Here is an 18,616-nt window from a genome sequence, read left to right as displayed (position 1 = left end):
CTGGTCCCACTGCCGTCCGACTTGCATGTATTAGGCCTGCCGCTAGCGTTCATCCTGAGCCAGGATCAAACTCTCCATTGTATAGTTTGTTTCGCCACCGTTTTTCAGGTGGCATGTTTCCTGCCCCGTTTATTTTCCATTTATTATCCTCCGAACTTTCTCTTTACAGATCAGAACAGATTCTCATTCGTTTTGTCTTCAACATTTCAATGAACTTTTGACCGGGAATGTCCCACGTCAGTGACGGCCGTTGCCGTTTGCTTAATCTGTCCCAACTGAACTTTTTCAGCTGATTTTAGGCGCCCGCTTTTTTAAACAGGACTGCAAAGGTAAACAATAATTTTTAAAAGAAGAGAAATTATTTTAAAAAATAATTAATATCCTATCATTTGTGTTGTGTTCCCCCTTTTGGGATTGCAAAGATGCCAAGCCTTTATTAAAAGACAAAGAACTATCAAAAATAAATTTCATAACATGATTTATGTTCCTGAACACCAATACTAAAAATAAAACATGCCAGCCATCTTAAGATCGGCCGACATATTTATTCTATAATTTTGAATCTGAGATTATAAGGGTATTAGTGCAATATTTCTCCAATACACCTTAATTCCTCCCCCATCGTGAATCTGAAGTAAAATCCCACCTTCACCTTTTCCTATTTTCTCATCTGAAAAATCTACCATTTCAATCCCATTGAGATAAGAAACAACTCTATCCCCTTGCACCACAATTTTCATATTATTCCAATCACCATATTTTAACACACTGTCTTTTTCTTTGTCAGGCTTAATCAACCAACCTCTGCCATAAGATTCATAAATACCACCTGTATCATGACCCGGAGGAGCGACCTCAACCTGCCATCCTGAAACTTTGGTACCATCAACGGTAGATCTTATAAATACACCACTGTTTCCATCTGCTTCCTGCTTGAATTCAAGATTTATTTCAAAATCTTTATAGGCTTCCTTGGTACCTAAGTAACCATATTCCTTATCAGGCCCACTTTCTGAAATTAATAGACCATCTTCAACATACCATTTTTCAGTTCCATATATATTCCATCCAGAAAGGTCTTTACCATTGAATAGAGATATTTCCTTATTTCCCTGACAGGCAAAAGCTAATAATACTACAATCACAGAACAGGCAATAATATTTAATTTTTTCATAACGGTCTTATTTTTATGTTTTTAAACCAGGCCTCACTTCCGTGGTCCTGTAAGGAGATTAATCCTCTTTTTGATTTGGCATAATCGGGGAAATCATCCCATTTACCACTGTTTCTCCTTTCCATCCAATCTTCAGAATAAGGGACGAATTCCAATGTCTTCTTCCCATTTAACCAATAACTGGCACTATTTTGAGAAAATACAATCCTGGACACATTCCATTCTCCTGCAGGCTTGACTACGCCTTCAATATCTCCCGGATACATCGCATAATCTGAAGCCAATGACTGCCAATCCTCCAAAGGATGCTCAAATCCCAGTTGATCTATAACTTGGTATTCCGGCCCTGTTTCATAAGGAGCTGCATACTTAGGGTCTTCTATTACATGATAAAATACCCCACTATTCCCGCCGGGACCAATCTTCCAAGTGAATTCCATCTCAAAATTTTCAAAATCCATTGGTGCAAAGACTATGTCGCCCCCAATATCTCCCCCTAATCCTAATGCTTTAAGGGATCCATCCTCCACAACCCATCCGTCAGGAAATTCTTCTCCATTGAATGCTCTCCAACCATCAGTATTTACTCCATCAAAAAGGAGCATCCATCCGGCAGATTTTTCATCATCAGTCAGGCTGTTATCAGGAACTATCACTTCTTCTTCTTCATCGGTAATTGTTTCCTTTTTGTCCGTGCTACATGCATTAAGAAACCATGCCAGGACCATCAATCCAATTATCTTATTTTTCATGTTCTAGGTTATATTAATTTCATATTTACTGGATCCCAATTGATGAATTTATTCTGAAAATAACTGTCATTACATAACAAAGCCGGGGCTGCGGCTCTAAAACCAAAAACAGGATCCTCAGCAACTTTACCTCCCGTTCTGATTGCATGAAACCAATTTCCAAAATGGTCATAGTGTGCACCTTTCCAAGATCTTTCAGCTGTATAAACCTGTTCTTTTGGAGGCAAGATTTTAGCCCTTGTTTCTGTTTCTCCTCTTAGCCTGGCTTGTTCCTGTAAAAAAGGATCATCACTCATGGCAGTGGAATTCATTTTCACAACCACCTCTTCCCATTTCACATCCATAGAACCTTTGGTGCCAACTATCCTCAGATAAGTGGTCCCACTTGTACCATCTACGAAATTACATCTGAGAGACAAATTAAAACCAGCATGCTGATCTGTTTGAGGATAATCAAACGTTCCCAACAAAACATCCGGAACTTCTCTGCCATCTTTCCAGTATCTTAAGCCTCCCATTGCAGATACTTTATTTGGGCCATAGGAATCTGTAATGAAATGTAAACTTGAAAAAAGATGTACAAAAAGGTCACCTGACATACCAGTCCCATAATCAAGGTAGTTTCTCCACCTGAAAAACCTCAATGGATCCCATTCCCTGCTTGTGGTATTGGAAATATATCTTTTCCAATCAACCGTTTGTTCATTGCCGTCTTTGGGTACGTTATATTGCCAAGCTCCTTCGGGAGACATTCTGGCCCAAAAACCTTCGGCATAAACCATGTCACCAATGACACCTGCTGCCAATAGCTCCTTGGCTTTTTCATTTCCTAATGAGGACACACCCTGACTGCCCACCACCATTACCTTATTGGATTTTTTCCAGGCATTGATCACATCCATACCTTCTTTAACCGAATGGACCATGGGCTTTTCGCAGTAAACGTGCTTTCCTGCATTCATTGCATCTATACTAATTTGCTTGTGCCAATGGTCTGAAGTAGCGATAATTACCGCATCCACATCTTTTCTTTTCAGAATTTCTTTATGGTCTTGGGTTACAAAAAGGTGGCTCCCCCATTTTTGTTTGGCAGATTCCAGTCTTCCCAAATACAAATCACAGACGGCAACCAATTCCACATTGGGATGCCTTAAGGCTGTATTTGTATCTTCAGTCCCCATAATTCCGGCACCGATAAGGGCAATGCGTAGTGTCGAAGTATTCTCACTATCAAAAATATTGGATCTATCTAAAAATTCTTTTGCAGTGGATTCATTGGTGAAAACTATAGGACTCAGAGCAGCAACTGCTCCTGTGGCTCCCAGTTTTTTAAGGAAGTTTCTTCTATGTTGCTTCATGATTTTGGGTATGTTATAAATATTAGGAGCAGAAAAGTTAATTAAAAAATTTAAGAAAGTCTTTTAGTATGTTTGATATTTTTATAAACGGAAGAATTGGTGAGGATATAGATCAAAGCTTAAAAAAACCCAAACATCATTTATTCCTCATATCCGGAAATATTTTTACTGTACCAACCACTCATCACTTTGTCATTTAAATCACCTCATTTTCCAAGTACGATTTAAAATACAATAATCTACTCCCATACCATGAAAACATCTCTCCATCCACCAAAAGGATTTTGGATTGCGGTAAAAGTGCAGCAAACTCATTCAGGTGCTTTTGCTTGAATGGGTAAGGTTCGGAACTCAACAATAAATATTCAGGTGCCAAAGCCTTGAGTTCCGTTATGGAGAGCTCGGGATAACGGTCTTTTTCAATCAGATTGACAAATCCCGCTCTAAAAAGCATTTCATCTATAAAAGTATTTTTACCAGCGGCCATCATAGGATTATTCCAAATCAGATACACCGCAAATCCTTTCATCTTGGGAACAAAATCCAAATCGCTCCTGATCTTTGCTACCAAAACTTCGGCCTTTCCAAGTGTACCGGTAACTTCCCCTATCCCGAGCATCATTTGAAAGGTGTTCTCCAAGGTATAAATATCACTCATCCATACGGGATATTTTTCTGACAAATTCTCTATCCCTTCTTTGTAGTTTTCTTCCTTATTTCCAATGATCAAATCAGGCTTTAAGGAATCAATTTTATCAAAATGAAAGTTTTTTGTGCCTCCGATTATTTTCTTTTCTTTTTTAAGACCCTTTGGATGTACACAAAACTTGGTCACACCGACCAAACTATCCCTCAAACCCAAGTCCACCAAAAGCTCCGTCTGCGATGGAACCAAGGAGATAATCCTTTTTGGTGGAAATGGAAGAGAAACTGTTCGGCCGAGCTGATCTTTAAAATTCATAGTCAATAGGCCATGGACAACAGTCTAGGCTGGTTGCCCAATGTGGACTGTGGTCTGTGGACTTATTTTATATACCTGAAATCATACTTAGGATCCAATTCACACAAAAACTGATACATCAACAAGATGACATTTTCGATATCTTCTTTACTTGCTGTTTCGACTGTGGTATGCATGTATTTCAACGGAAGGGAAATCAATGCTGAGGGAACTCCTTCATTGGAATAGGCAAAAGCATCCGTATCAGTTCCTGTACTTCTTGATGCCGCGGCCCTTTGGAATGGGATGTCATTTTTTTGGGCTGTGCCAATGATCAGATCAAGTAGCTTTTTGTGAACTGCTGCACCGTATGTCAAGACAGGCCCTTTGCCTGCTATCTGTTCACCACTTTTCATCTTATTATACATAGGCGCTGTGGTGTCATGACAAACATCTGTGATTATGGCGACATGAGGCTTTATATTTGCGGCAATCATTTCCGCTCCTCTTAGTCCAATCTCCTCCTGTACCGCATTGACAATGTAAAGACCGAAAGGCAGTTTAATCTTATATTCATGAATTTTTTTGGTCACTTGGGCAATCATGTAGCCGCCAATTCTATTGTCGAGTGCCCTACCGGAGTAGAATTTACCGTTCAATTCCTGTAACTCATCTTTAAAAGTGATTACGCAGCCGACATGGATTCCCATTTTCTTCACCTCTTCTTTTGTCCTTGCTCCGACATCTATAAAAATATTCTCCAAAGTAGGAGCTTCTTCCTTTCCTTCCTTTCGGGTATGGATGGCAGGCCAACCAAAAACACCGGGAATCACGGCATCATCAGTATGTATATTGACACGCATCGAAGGGGCGATCATGTGGTCTGAACCTCCATTGCGGCGTACATAGATGTATCCTTCATCATTAATGTAATTCACAAACCAACTGATTTCATCTGCATGTGCTTCAATGACAACTTTAAATTCAGCCTCGGGATTAATCACGCCTACCACTGTTCCGTAATTATCAGTGAAATAAGTGTCTACAAAAGGCTTGACATATTCCAACCAGATTTTTTGTCCTGATGCTTCAAATCCTGTTGGTGAGGCGTTGTTAAGGTATTTGTAGAGAAAGTTATTGGATGGAGTCATTGTAGTGATAGGTGAATATGTGAGTAGTTAAATAAGTGATCAGTTAATTGAGCGTAGTGAAAATTGTTATTACGGTTTTACATCTCCTGTTTTTGCCTTTTTAAGATAGCCTATATAACCGTTGAGTAACTTTAAAGAATCTTTATACAAAAACCTAAAATCATTAAGTTCATATTGAGTTATATAATCCTCATCATAGGCAACGATCATATGGTTATTTAGTAATGCCAGCTAAATATCTATTAACCTAATTAACTAATTTTAATTCCTAAATTACCCAATTACTAATCACTCAATTAACAATTTTACTACAAAGGAATATTTCCATGCTTCTTCCTCGGGAGTTTATCAACTTTATTCTCTAGCATTTTATAGCCTCTTATCAATTTTTCCCGGGTTTCAGAAGGAATGATGACTTCATCTATAAATCCTCTGTGGGCTGCACGGTATGGATTGGCAAATTTTGCAGTGTAGTCATCAATCTTTTCCTGCAATTTGGCTTCCGGATCCTCTGCCTCAGCTATTTCCCTTTTAAAAATAATTTCAGCAGCTCCTTTTGCACCCATAACGGCAATCTCAGCAGTCGGCCATGCAAAATTCAGATCAGCACCAATGTGCTTCGAATTCATCACATCGTATGCACCGCCATAAGCCTTTCTTGTAATTACAGTTATCCTTGGAACTGTTGCCTCCGAAAATGCATATAAGAGCTTGGCACCGTTGGTGATAATCCCATTCCATTCCTGATCCGTCCCGGGCAAAAACCCCGGAACATCCACCAAAACCAACAAGGGGACATTAAAGGAGTCACAAAATCTAACAAATCTTGCTGCTTTCATGGAGGCATGATTATCCAAAACACCAGCTAGAGATTGTGGTTGATTACCAACTATTCCTATACTACGTCCAGCTAACCTTGCAAAGCCAACCACTATATTTTCAGCATAGTTTTTATGGACCTCCAAAAAGGTCGACTCATCAACAATACCCTCTACCACTTCCCTAATATCATAAGGGTGATTGGTATTGTCTGGAATTAAAGTATCAAGCACTTCTCTTTTTTCATCGCCTTTTAGTTCATAAGGATAAATCGGGGCTTCATCTTCACAGTTTTGGGGAATATAACTGAGCAATTTTTTGATATGTTGGATGCAGGCAAGCTCATTGCTACAGGCAAAATGTGTCACGCCACTTTTGGTACTGTGAGCACTTGCACCGCCCAACTCCTCGGCTGTTACATTTTCTTGGGTTACGGTCTTGACCACATTTGGTCCTGTCACAAACATGTATGAGGTGTTTTCAACCATCAATACAAAATCCGTAATCGCAGGTGAATAGACGGCACCTCCAGCGCATGGCCCCATAATCGCAGATATCTGAGGAATAACACCAGAAGCTAAAGTATTTCTATAGAAGATATCTGCATAGCCCCCTAACGAAACCACCCCCTCTTGTATCCTTGCTCCACCTGAATCATTTAGGCCTATAACAGGCGCACCATTCTTCATCGCCATATCCATGATTTTGCAGATTTTCTCTGCATGGGTTTCGGAAAGGGAGCCGCCAAAAACAGTGAAATCCTGGGAATAAACATACACCAAACGACCATTGATTTCTCCATATCCGGTAACCACACCATCGCCAAGGTAATGTTCCTTATCCAATCCAAAGTCTTTGGCCCGGTGCATGACAAACTTATCTGTTTCCTGAAATGACCCTTCATCAAGAAGCAAATGGATTCTTTCCCTTGCGGTTAATTTTCCTTTTTTATGCTGCCCTTCAATCCTTTTTTCCCCTCCTCCAAGTAATGCTTCTTCATTTTTTTTCTTCAATAATTCAAACTTGTCTTTATTACTTGGAAGTGTATAAACACCTTTGATTTCACTGTCCTTATCCATTAGCTTTTAGGTTTATTTCTGTCAAATATAAGTAAGGGCAATAAAGTGAGAAAATAATTACTGACCAACCTAAGTGCGATCAATTTCAAAACATAATAATTTGTCCAAACAATGGATTTAAGATAAACTTTCTATATTCGCACAACCAAAATTAAGGCGGTATGTTTCCGACTAAGGCAGCGATAATAGACATGGGTACCAACACATTTCATTTGTTGTTGGTTGAATTGTATGAGGATAAATACAATACTATTTATAAGGAAAAAATCCCTGTAAAAATCGGACAGGGCGGTATCAGCCAAAACAATATCCACACCGATGCCATCAAAAGAGCATTTCATACACTGAAACACTTTAGAAGTATGATCGATGGGGAAGGAATCCAAAATATTTTTGCTTTTGCCACCAGTGCCGTCCGGAATGCCCAAAACGGAAGAGCGTTTGTAAATCAGATAAAAGAACTTTTTCAGATTGAAGTAAATGTCATTAACGGCATACAAGAAGCCCAGATGATCTATGAAGGCATCAGGTTTAGCGGCTCTTTGAATGGGGAAACCTACCTGATGATGGATATTGGTGGTGGGTCTGTTGAATTTATCATCGGCAATTCAAATGAAGCTTTCTGGAGGCAGAGTTTTGAAATCGGTGGACAGAGATTGCTGGATCTGTTCCATTATCACGACCCCATACTTCCCGAAGAAGTTGAAAAACTCACTTTTTACCTTAAAGAAAAATTATCTGAACTTGAACAGGCTATCCTGAAGTACAATCCTAAAGGATTGGTAGGGGCATCCGGAACTTTCGATACATTGACAGACATGTATTATGCTTCACTTCATCAGACGAAATCAAAAAATCAGCAAGTATTCCAACTTCCAAAAGAAGAGTTTGAGGTGATCGCACAAAAGCTTTTGACGCTCAATAAAGAAGAAAGATTGAACATTCAAGGCATGATTCCCATGCGGGTGGATATGATTGTGGTAGCTTCCTGCCTGATAACCTATATTTTGAAGTTAGTTCCGGTTTCTGTTTTGGTCTGTTCCAACTTCGCTTTAAAAGAAGGGGCAATTGCTCAGTTGATGGGTAAGCATTCTATGGCTACTGTTGTCAGTCAATAAGCCATCAAACATTTGATTTAATCAGTACATGAATTGCTATATGTATGGTATTCCAATATTCCGATCTGTATAATTTCACCAAAAACATATTTCTAAAAATTGGCTGTCCCGAAAAAGATGCCTCTTTGGCCACTGATGTGTTACTTTCTGCAGACCTCAGAGGAGTGGATTCACATGGTGTCGCAAGATTGTCAGGTTATGTCAGACTTTGGGAAAAAGGAAGGATCAATTCAAAACCTGATATTAATATTGTCCATGAAACTCCAAGTACAGCTGTAGTTGACGGTGATGGTGGACTAGGCTTGGTAGTCGCTCCTTTTGCTATGAAAGTGGCCATCGAAAAAGCAAAAAATGTAGGGACAGGATGGGTATCAGTCAAAAATTCCAACCATTATGGCATTGCAGGCTATCATGCGATGATGGCATTGGAACATGACATGATCGGAATTTCCCTGACCAACGCCAGCCCATTGGTAAGTCCGACTTTTTCGAAAGAAAGGATGTTGGGAACAAATCCTATTTCAGTGGCCATCCCTGCAAATGAACAGCCTCCTTTTGTTGCCGATATGGCAACTACCACAGCGGCCAATGGTAAATTGGAAATCTTACAAAGAAAAGAACTGAACGCTCCCTTAGGTTGGGTGCAGGACAAGGACGGCAATCAGACCACTGATGCCAATGGGGTAAAAAAAGGAGGTGCATTGTTGCCACTTGGCGGGGACAGAGAGCATGGATCCCATAAAGGCTATGCATTAGGTGCTATTGTAGATATTTTTTCAGCCGTTTTATCAGGAGCGAATTACGGCCCTTGGGTTCCACCTTTTGTTGCATTTTTGGAACCTCACCCCAATCCTGTTGGGGAAGGACTCGGACATTTTTTAGGTGCCATGCGGGTTGATGCTTTTAGACCTGCCGATGAGTTCAAGTCCAATATGGATAATTGGATAGGCCGATTCAGAAATGCCAAACCTGTAGATGGTCAGGAAAAGGTATTGATTCCGGGAGATCCGGAAAGAGAATTGGAGACCCATAGAAAAATAGAAGGCATTCCGATTATCAAACCGGTTGTTGATGATTTGAAGGCCATGGGAGAAAAATTCGGTGTGAAATTCATTTCATAACCTCAATACTGGTAAGCTCGGGGTTACCGCCACGGTTTCCACATCCGGCGGCAACATAATATTTCCCTCCAATGGGAACCACCTGCATACCATGCCTCCCCCTTTCCAGTCTGTTGAGCATGGACCAACCTTTGCCAGGCTCAAAATACTCAACCTCATTGTGGGCAGGTACCTGACCGGAACTTTCCCCTCCGACTACTATATAACCTTTTTTATAATTAACAGAAGAATTACCTGCCCTTTGGGTCGGGAGATCCTGGTTCCCTGAGAGTGTCTCCCATTTCTTTTTTTCAAAATCATAGACATCCACCTCCCCATAAGTCAACTCAAATCCATGGCCTTCCTTAGCAAAGGATTTTCTGCCGCCAACAGCATATAATTTACCTTCCACTACTACCGCCTGAAAGTGATCCCTGACCCTTGGTAAATCCGGTAAAGTTGTCCATTCTCCTGTTTTAGGATCATATTCATCCAGATAATCCCTATTATCAGCCCAATGACCATCCTCAATTCCACCTACAATATAGAACTTGTCCTGATGGACTACTACACCTGCTGAACCTCTTCGTCGATTTTCCGGTATTTCATGGCCTTTGATCCATTTATCGGAAGAAGGCTCATACATATAGACATGTGGAACCGGGGTTTCGTGGGGATACCCCCCTGTAAAAGCACCGATCACGTAAATTTTATCCCCATAAGGAACTGCTTGAAAATGGTGCATTTCCAAAGGTGCCATTGATTTTTTCTCCCATTTATCGGAATTGGGGTCATACACCTCCACAGGTTTCATTCCCCGTCCGCCCAACAGGTAAAGTTTATCACCAAATGATGCTGCGGCACATTCATGTCTTTCAGTACAGGAATTTGAAGGATTTAAAGTAGACCAAGTCTGGCCATGCAAGCTATAACTTATCAAAATTGTCGTTAAAATAGTCAATAGGTTTTTCATGAGATTGAAGTTTGATGTAGGATCAGGTAACAATTTATTTATTTTTTGATGCAATACCCTTTAATCAGACTATTCATTGGTTTATAAGTAAACATGATCATAAATCATACCACTGGTCAAATGAAATTTGTTCAGGTTTGACCTTTTTGTAAATTGAGGGATTAATTTCAGCAAATCTAACCTTTCCCTTTCTATGGAGACCCAAAATTTCAACCGCCGTCAGTTTCTAAAAGGCAGCAGTGCCGCATTGGCTTTGGCCAGTATGGGCATGATGAGTATGGATTTTATTCACAATGAAGAGCCATTAAAAGTTGCACTCATAGGATCAGGATGGTATGGAAAAAGCGACCTCTTCAGATTAATTCAGATTGCAAACGTGGATGTAGTTGCTTTGTGCGATGTGGACAGTAAGATGCTAAAAGAAGCTGGAGACCTTGTCGCCACAAGACAAAAATCCGGCAAAGTCCCGAAACTTTATAAAGATTATCGGGAACTGCTTAAAAATCACAAACTGGATATTACCATAATCGGAACTCCTGACCATTGGCATGCTCTACAGGCGATAGCAGCATTAAAAGCAGGATCGCATTTATACCTGCAAAAGCCGATTTCTGTTGATGTGATTGAGGGAGAAGCAATAGTTGCGGCAGCCAGAAAGTATAACAAAATGGTTCAGGTCGGGGTACAGCGAAGAAGTACCCCACACATTATAAAAGCAAAAAAAGAAATTATTGACAGTGGCAAATTAGGTAAAGTTTCCCATGCTGAAGTGTGCTGTTATTACCACATGCGTTTGAACGCCAATCCTCCGGCGGAACCTGTTCCACCACATATCGATTATGACATGTGGACAGGCCCTGCACCTTACCGGGAGTACGATGGCATTCTCCATGGCAAATGGAGATCCTTCATGCAATATGGGAATGGTATTCCAGGAGACATGTGCGTTCACATGCTGGATACAGTCCGATGGATATTGGGCTTGGGCTGGCCAAAAAAGATAACAGCAACGGGTGGGATTTATGTACAGAAAGAAAGTAAAGCCAACATTGCCGACACCCAAACAGCCATCTATGAGTTTGATGAACTGAATGTAGTTTGGCAGCATCGGACATGGGGAAATCCGGTTGACCCTGAATATCCTTGGGCATTTAAAATATTTGGAGAGTATGGTTATTTGGCCGGGAGTACCATGAAGGCTGAATATTTCCCTTATCCCAAAGGTGAAAAAATTGAATATGATGTCCTTTATGAAAAAGAAAAATACCCGGAGGATCTTACCGAGGCAAGAATAGAACTTCATGCCGCATCTGCCACTAGGGGACAATTCCAAAACCTCCTTGATTCAATGGAATCCGGGGAACTTCCGGTTGCAGATGTTCTTGAAGGACATATCTCTTCTGCCTCTTGTATTTTGGCAAATATGTCAATGGAATTGGGAAGGTCTTTGGTCTATGATCCTAAAAAAATGATTGTGGTCGATGACCCTGAAGCCACGCAAAAGCTAAGGAGGCCTTATCGAAGTCCATGGCAGCATCCTGAACCTGACAAAATATGATTTTATATCCCCGGAAAAATTTCGGGGATTTTTTTTTAAAATTTTGTAGCGTTTTTAAAAATAGTTGCGTCTAGAGAACTGAATAAACTAAACCAATTATAATTATGAACACCAAAAAAATTAACATGATTCGGGGAAAAGCATTTGGCATTATGCTTACTCTTTCTTCAGTTTTATTAATGACAGCTTGCTTTGACAATGATGAAGGACAGCCCATTCCTCCATCCGCATTTCTATCCATTTACCATGCTTCACCTGATGCCCCCCTTCTGGACATCCATACTGAAGCAACAAGAATCAACAACAATCCATTGGAATACAGTGCAACTTTCCCTTATAGTCCTTTTCATATAGGTAATAGGAAGTTAAGGTTCAAACCTCACAATGCTGCAAATGTCCTTTTGGAGACAGAATTCACCTTGGAACAGGACAAGGTCTATTCCATGTTTTTGGTAAACAAAGCATCGGAAATTGATGCTGTGAAAGTTGAAGATATCTGGGAGGAGCCTGACAGTGATAATGCCCAGGTAAGATTGGCCCATCTTTCTCCGGACACAGAAGAAATTGAAGTCTTGATCAATGAAACTTCATTGCCCTTCGGTGAAAAAAATGAGTATTTGGAAATCACTGATTTTGAATCTATAGCAAAAGGCACTATAAAAGTAACTCTGAAATCAAAAACATCAGGGGAAACGCTATTGACAGTCAACGATATCGAAATCAGGGGCAATAGGGTATATACCCTGGTGGTGAGAGGTTTCTCAGATCCGGCCAATGGAAACAACAACCTCAGCCTTCAACTGCTTACCAACTTTATTAAATAATAGAGATAATGTCTCGTTTTTTGTGGTTATCCCGGGGGAGCGATCCTTCGGGATTTTTTATGCAAAAAGGTCAGAACTCAAATACCGGTCTCCCCTGTCACAGGTAATACAAACAATAAGACCGGAATCAAGTTTTTCGGAAAGCTGCAAAGCAGCATACAAAGCTCCTCCGCTGCTCATTCCTGCCAGAATCCCTTCTTCTTTAGCCATCCTGCGGGTCATTTTGGTAGCTTCATCCTGACTGACATCCATTACTTGGTCCACTCTTTTGGGATCAAAAATTTTTGGCAGAAATTCCGGGGACCACCTTCTGATTCCAGGGATATTTGATCCGTCAGTTGGTTGAGTCCCGACAATCTGAACAGATTTATTCCTTTCTTTTAAATACCTGGAGACTCCCATAATGGTACCCGTGGTGCCCATAGCAGAAACAAAATGTGTTATTTCGCCACCTGTATCCCGCCAAATTTCAGGGCCTGTACCATAATAATGGGCCATATAGTTGTCTTCATTGGCAAACTGATCCAACATAAAATAACCCTGTTCATCTCTCATTTCCTCAGCAAGCACCCTTGAATACTCAATGGTTTTTTCGGCAGGAGTCAATATCACCTTTGCACCATAAGCTTCCATGGATAACACCCTTTCTTTGGTGGAATTGTCAGGCATCACCAAAGTCATCTTGAGACCAAGTACGTTGGCAACCATGGCGAGCGCAATTCCTGTATTGCCACTGGTAGCCTCTACTAATTTGTCGCCTGGCTTTATATCTCCTCTATCCAAGGCGCTTTTGATCATATTAAAAGCCGCCCTGTCTTTTACAGAACCTCCGGGATTTTGTCCTTCCAGTTTACAAAAAATCTTAACCTTAGGATTGATAGGGATATGCTTGAGTTCCACCTGAGGTGTATTACCTATTAAATCAACCAGTTTCATCCTTCACTTTTTATGATATAGGTATCCGTTTCATTGGAACTTGGATTGTACATCTTTGCCTGATAATAAATCTTGCTATGAGGAGGAACACTTTTGGTAATCCATACATTTCCTCCAATAATGGAATGGTGTCCGATTACAGTATCTCCTCCGAGAATAGTAGCCCCTGCATAGATGACCACATGATCTTCAATGGTAGGGTGCCGTTTTTTATCAGCATCCTCCTTATCCACACTCAAAGCTCCCAAAGTAACCCCCTGATAGATTTTCACACAATCTCCGATTATTGTAGTTTCTCCGATGACAATGCCCGTTGCGTGGTCGATACAGAATCTCTCGCCGATTTTGGCTCCGGGATGTATATCCACACCTGTTCTACTATGGGCAAATTCAGTGATCATTCTCGGTATAAGGTTAACGCCAAGAACGTGTAGAGAATGTGCCATCCTGTATGCAGCCACTGCATAGAAGCCGGGATAACATCTGATGACTTCAGTCTTTGACTTTGCAGCAGGATCACCATCAAAAATAGCCTGTACATCCTGATGCAATAAGTCATATATTTCTTCGAGACCATCAAAAAATGTATTTGAAATCTCAACTCCATCTCCCGAATAAAGGTGTTTATTCCGGATAAGAATTCTTGAAAGCATATGTTTGAGTTCTTCGATTTTTTCCACAATCTGATCTTCCTCTTTGAGAAGTTCCGGTGCAAAATCAGGAAAAAGCAAACCCAGAATATTTTCAAAAAAAGTATGGATCACTTTAGGTGAAGGACATTCGGGACATGCCTTATGGGATTTGCTGAGTTTCTGGGTGAAGGAGGACATTTTTTTTATATTAAAGCATAAATCCAAACCGGATAATCAGAGGCGAATTATATGGAGAACGAAAGTTGTCATGTAAAACATTGTATAAAAGAGTGATGTTAGTACCTCCCCTATCACCGAAAGGAATAAAATAACCTCCTCCAATCAACAAGCCCGGAACCCAGATTCGTTCAAATCTTTCTGTGATACGATTGTACGCATCCAGATTTAAACTTTCATATTCAGCATGGGCGAAGATATTTGGAAAAATATTGTACCTGGAGAAAATTCTCCCTCCATAAATACTGTTGTTGCCACCAATAAATCTTCTGTCGTTAAAATATTGATAAGTCATTCCAACTCCTGAGGAAAAACGGTTGGTGATCATCACACCCGCCAAAGGCGAAACATCAATAAAAGTAATTGTACCAAATTGCAGGGCAAAATTTCCTCCAAAAAACAACCTGTCTTTAAAAAGAGGTCGATTTCCTTCATCTATGTACCTTTGGGCTTCCGCCGGAACAATGACAAAAAAAAGAATCGATATCCAAAATGGCAATAATATTTTAGTCTTCAATGACAACATACAAATCCTCAGTTTTTCGCTTCATTAAATACCTTTCACGGGCAAACTTTTCCAAGAGTTCATTATTGCTCATCAATTCTTCTCTATCTGCTTGTATCTTTTCCTTTCTTTCCAGATAAAACTCCTTCTGCTTATCCAACTCCTTTAATTTTGACTTGAGCTTATATTGGGTCAGTATGTCATTGGAATCAATGAACACCATCCAAATGACAAAAAAGAGAGTGAAAACAAAATAGAAATTTTTAGTGTACTTCAGGTATTTTCCCATTTCATTAATGATTGGTATAAACAAAGATAGAAATTGGAGATAAAATATTCCATTTATTGTGGATTATAAAATGTGTCAAGGAAATCTGCCGCCTAATAAATTTATTATTTACTTAAAATAATTAGATATTCATTGATACCTGCCCTCCGGGAGGCGGGTTCTATATTGATAGATACTTGTACGCCGTGGTGTAGTAATTCAAACCACAAAGATCAATCTTTATTGAAAGCCCGAAGTGATGTTTTATGCCCACCAATCCTTATTTAAATCAACACGCATATTAGAGTAAAGTAAAATCCAGTCATCCGTTCAGATTTCTGCTTGTCCATATTTCTAATAAAGTAAACACACCTTTTTTTATATTGTTGAACCAATCAACTAAACACATGCAGAAAAATCTACATTTTATAAGCTTTTGGCTCGTAGCACTGGCTTTTGTTCTTCAAATCTCACAAACTGATGCCCAACAGATAAAGGCAAGTTCTTCCAAAGAGATGCAGGAAGCAGTCAAAAAGCATCAGGAAATGCTGGCCAATTCTCCCTATAAAAATTACCCGGCCAGATTGATCGGCCCAACCAACACCAGCGGTAGGGTCGTCGATATTGAGGTCACCAATGACTTTAAAACTTATTTTATTGCCGCGGCGTCAGGCGGTGTGTGGAAGACCCAGGACAACGGTCAGTCATTTTCACCGGTTTTTGACAATCAGGGTTCGCTGGGAATCGGTGATATGGCCATTGCCCCTTCAGACAACAATATCATTTGGGTGGGAACAGGAGAAAATAATTCAAGTCGGTCTACCTATGCCGGTTCAGGTATTTATAAGTCCCAAGATGGAGGGGATACCTGGAAATTTATGGGATTGCCACATTCACATCATATCGGACAGATTCAGATTCACCCTACCAATCCCAATGTTGTGTGGGTAGGTTCGATGGGCGCCCTCTATTCCAAAAATGAAGAACGGGGTCTTTACAAAACCTCAGATGGTGGAAAAACCTGGAAAAAAACCCTTTTTATCAATGACAACACAGGAATCATAGACATCAAATTAGATCCATCCAATCCTAATGTTTTGTTGGCAGCATCTTGGGAGAGATACAGACAATCCCATGATTTTATCGGAAATGGGAAAGGATCCGGAATTTGGAGATCAGAAGATGGTGGCGATACATGGAAGAAAGTCTCGGGAGGTTTTCCCCAAGATGAGTTTGTGGGAAGGATCGGGTTTGATTTCAGCTTAAGCAGTCCCAATGTGGTCTATGCACTTCATGATTACCAAAAGGCAGAAAGCAGAGAAGCCAGGCAACCGCAAAGACAGGCCGAAAGTGACCTGACGTTTGATAATTTCAAAACATTGTCCCCATCCGACATTCTAAATCTGGACGATGACAAATTGGACCGCTTCCTCAGAAGCAATAGATTTGCTGCTAAATATGATGCCAAGACTGTCAAAAGACTCATAAACTTAGGGAGAATTACACCCATCCAGATTGCACAATATCATGGAGATGGACAGGACGCTAATGCTTCGCTTTTCAACAGCGCTGTTACCGGTGCAGAAGTTTACAGGTCCGAGGACGCTGGCAAAAGCTGGAAAAAAGTCAGTGAAACGAATCTGGAAAGGGTCTATAACACTTATGGTTATTATTTTGGCGAAGTCAGGGTCGGAACATCCAATGAGGATGAGGTATATATTTTAGGTGTTCCTCTTTTGGTTTCCAGAGATGGGGGGAAAACGTTTGCCAGAACCGACACGGTTGGCAATGTACATTCTGACCATCAATCAATGTGGATAAATCCAAAAGATTCCAAACATATTCTATTGGGCACCGACGGCGGACTTTACAGTTCATTTGGAGGTGGTGAAAGGTGGACTCATTTGAATGACCAATTGACCATTAGCCAGTTTTATTCTGTCATGGTGGATAAAAAAACACCTTACAACGTATATGGTGGAATGCAGGACAATGGAGTCTGGTATGGTAGTTCTACCAATAAACCTTCCGACCAATGGTCGTCTCTAATGGGTGGTGACGGCATGGTAGTCGCCGTAGATACCCGAAACAATGACATCATCTATACAGGTTTTCAATTTGGGAATTACTTCAGAATCAATACCAAAACCGATGAAAGGAAATCCGTTACCCCTTCCCATGACATCGGAAGAGTTCCAAATAGATGGAACTGGAGAACACCTGCTGTATTGAGTAAACATAATCAGGATATCTTTTATATGGGCTCCCAGTATGTTTACAGAAGTCTGGATAGGGGTGACACTTGGGAAACCATTTCACTTGACCTGACCAAAAACCAGAAAAGCGGCAATGTGCCTTTTGCCACCTTATCTGTGATTGAGGAATCGCCTTTTGAATTTGGAACCTTGTATGCCGGTTCTGATGATGGAAACCTATGGATAACAAGAGACCATGGAAACAACTGGGTTGACATCAGCAAAGGACTTCCACAAAACAGATGGATCAGTAGTGTGACACCTTCACAGCATCGGGAAGGGTTGGTGTATGTAACCTTGACCGGCTACCGTTTTGACGAATTCACACCATTTGTTTACAAAAGCAATGACTACGGAAAAACGTGGAACTCAATAGCCTCCAATCTTCCAATGGAAGCTGTGAATATTATCAAAGAAGACCATACCAATCCCTCAATTCTTTTTTTGGGAACAGACCAAGGTCTGTACGTTTCTACAGATGCAGGAAAAAGCTATGAACTGATGCAGGGAAGCATTCCGAATGTGGCTATTTATGATATGGCCATTCAAAAAAGAGAAAACGAGTTAGTTGTAGCCACACATGGACGAAGTGTATTTATCGTAGACCTAAAACCTCTTTACAAGGTTTTTGAAGCTACAAAAGAAGTACAAATTCTCAGTGTATCAGAAATAAGGTACAACCCTTGGAGAGCTGCGATGTCCGAGGGGATGGTCAACAAACCTACACAGACCATACTTTTTCATATTAAAAGTGAAAGAGAAATCACTTTTGAAATCAAAAATGATAAAGATGAAACCATTAAAACATGGAGTCAAAATTTCCCAGCAGGTGTCCACAATACCGATTGGGAGTATGGCAGCATTGGAAAGGGAAAGTTCAAAGTGATCATGAAAAGCCAAGATGAATTGGATGAATATTCATTTGAAGTGAAATAA

Annotated in this window: 16 protein-coding genes and 1 rRNA gene; 5 read left to right on the top strand and 12 right to left on the bottom strand. The window is 40.4% G+C overall.

The window, feature by feature from the left end; all coding sequences use genetic code 11:
* The 7 genes from ACEW8O_RS15695 to ACEW8O_RS15665 form a co-directional block, all read right to left on the bottom strand.
* A 16S ribosomal RNA gene (locus tag ACEW8O_RS15695) occupies nucleotides 1–81 on the bottom strand; the annotation flags it as partial.
* 488 nt (nucleotides 82–569) lie between these two features.
* Nucleotides 570–1,175: a DUF1080 domain-containing protein gene (locus ACEW8O_RS15690; protein ID WP_373495570.1), complete on the bottom strand. Its 606-nt coding sequence runs from the start codon at nucleotides 1,173–1,175 to the stop codon at nucleotides 570–572.
* Complete coding sequence (locus ACEW8O_RS15685) at nucleotides 1,172–1,927, bottom strand: family 16 glycoside hydrolase (RefSeq protein WP_373495569.1); 756 nt, start codon at nucleotides 1,925–1,927, stop codon at nucleotides 1,172–1,174. The genes ACEW8O_RS15690 and ACEW8O_RS15685 overlap by 4 nt, the downstream gene beginning before the upstream one ends.
* Before the next feature lie 8 nt (nucleotides 1,928–1,935).
* Complete coding sequence (locus ACEW8O_RS15680; RefSeq protein ID WP_373495568.1) at nucleotides 1,936–3,285, bottom strand: Gfo/Idh/MocA family oxidoreductase; 1,350 nt, start codon at nucleotides 3,283–3,285, stop codon at nucleotides 1,936–1,938.
* A gap of 196 nt (nucleotides 3,286–3,481) precedes the next feature.
* Nucleotides 3,482–4,246, bottom strand: coding sequence for an ABC transporter substrate-binding protein (locus ACEW8O_RS15675; RefSeq protein WP_373495567.1), 765 nt, complete (start codon nucleotides 4,244–4,246; stop codon nucleotides 3,482–3,484).
* Between the two features lie 62 nt (nucleotides 4,247–4,308).
* Complete coding sequence (locus tag ACEW8O_RS15670) at nucleotides 4,309–5,376, bottom strand: M42 family metallopeptidase (RefSeq protein WP_373495566.1); 1,068 nt, start codon at nucleotides 5,374–5,376, stop codon at nucleotides 4,309–4,311.
* Nucleotides 5,377–5,684: 308 nt separating this feature from the next.
* Nucleotides 5,685–7,274, bottom strand: a complete 1,590-nt coding sequence (locus tag ACEW8O_RS15665) for an acyl-CoA carboxylase subunit beta (protein ID WP_373495565.1) — start codon at nucleotides 7,272–7,274, stop codon at nucleotides 5,685–5,687.
* Between the two features lie 161 nt (nucleotides 7,275–7,435).
* On the opposite strand from ACEW8O_RS15665, the gene ACEW8O_RS15660 reads away from it, so the two are divergent.
* Nucleotides 7,436–8,392: an exopolyphosphatase gene (locus tag ACEW8O_RS15660; RefSeq protein WP_373495564.1), complete on the top strand. Its 957-nt coding sequence runs from the start codon at nucleotides 7,436–7,438 to the stop codon at nucleotides 8,390–8,392.
* Nucleotides 8,393–8,436: 44 nt separating this feature from the next.
* Entirely contained in the window at nucleotides 8,437–9,513 is a 1,077-nt protein-coding gene (locus ACEW8O_RS15655; RefSeq protein WP_373495563.1) for an Ldh family oxidoreductase, read from the top strand.
* Here the strand turns inward: ACEW8O_RS15655 and ACEW8O_RS15650 are convergent.
* On the bottom strand, nucleotides 9,503–10,465 hold the full coding sequence (locus ACEW8O_RS15650; protein WP_373495562.1) for a Kelch repeat-containing protein: 963 nt from the start codon (nucleotides 10,463–10,465) through the stop codon (nucleotides 9,503–9,505). The genes ACEW8O_RS15655 and ACEW8O_RS15650 overlap by 11 nt on opposite strands.
* Nucleotides 10,466–10,658: 193 nt before the next feature.
* On the opposite strand from ACEW8O_RS15650, the gene ACEW8O_RS15645 reads away from it, so the two are divergent.
* Nucleotides 10,659–12,023: a Gfo/Idh/MocA family oxidoreductase gene (locus ACEW8O_RS15645; protein WP_373495561.1), complete on the top strand. Its 1,365-nt coding sequence runs from the start codon at nucleotides 10,659–10,661 to the stop codon at nucleotides 12,021–12,023.
* Nucleotides 12,024–12,127: 104 nt separating this feature from the next.
* Nucleotides 12,128–12,847, top strand: a complete 720-nt coding sequence (locus ACEW8O_RS15640) for a DUF4397 domain-containing protein (RefSeq protein WP_373495560.1) — start codon at nucleotides 12,128–12,130, stop codon at nucleotides 12,845–12,847.
* Nucleotides 12,848–12,904: 57 nt separating this feature from the next.
* On the opposite strand, the gene cysM is transcribed toward ACEW8O_RS15640, so the two are convergent.
* Genes cysM through ACEW8O_RS15620 form a run of 4 tightly spaced genes read right to left on the bottom strand, consistent with a single transcriptional unit; the run spans nucleotide 12,905 to nucleotide 15,446 of the window.
* The gene (gene cysM, locus ACEW8O_RS15635; protein WP_373495559.1) at nucleotides 12,905–13,783 is read right to left on the bottom strand and encodes a cysteine synthase CysM; all 879 of its coding nucleotides are present in this window, start codon (nucleotides 13,781–13,783) and stop codon (nucleotides 12,905–12,907) included.
* Nucleotides 13,780–14,613, bottom strand: a complete 834-nt coding sequence (gene epsC / locus ACEW8O_RS15630) for a serine O-acetyltransferase EpsC (protein ID WP_373495558.1) — start codon at nucleotides 14,611–14,613, stop codon at nucleotides 13,780–13,782. The genes cysM and epsC overlap by 4 nt, the downstream gene beginning before the upstream one ends.
* A gap of 10 nt (nucleotides 14,614–14,623) precedes the next feature.
* Nucleotides 14,624–15,178, bottom strand: coding sequence for a hypothetical protein (locus tag ACEW8O_RS15625; RefSeq protein ID WP_373495557.1), 555 nt, complete (start codon nucleotides 15,176–15,178; stop codon nucleotides 14,624–14,626).
* Nucleotides 15,159–15,446, bottom strand: coding sequence for a septum formation initiator family protein (locus tag ACEW8O_RS15620; RefSeq protein WP_373495556.1), 288 nt, complete (start codon nucleotides 15,444–15,446; stop codon nucleotides 15,159–15,161). The genes ACEW8O_RS15625 and ACEW8O_RS15620 overlap by 20 nt, the downstream gene beginning before the upstream one ends.
* A gap of 386 nt (nucleotides 15,447–15,832) precedes the next feature.
* Between ACEW8O_RS15620 and ACEW8O_RS15615 the strand changes: the two genes are divergently transcribed.
* Nucleotides 15,833–18,616, top strand: a complete 2,784-nt coding sequence (locus tag ACEW8O_RS15615) for a WD40/YVTN/BNR-like repeat-containing protein (protein WP_373495555.1) — start codon at nucleotides 15,833–15,835, stop codon at nucleotides 18,614–18,616.

Origin of the sequence: Aquiflexum sp. (assembly GCF_041749095.1) — a bacterium.
Lineage (GTDB): Bacteria > Bacteroidota > Bacteroidia > Cytophagales > Cyclobacteriaceae > Aquiflexum.
Note: the sequence above shows the minus strand (reverse complement) of the source record. Positions and strands in the feature narration are given on the sequence as shown.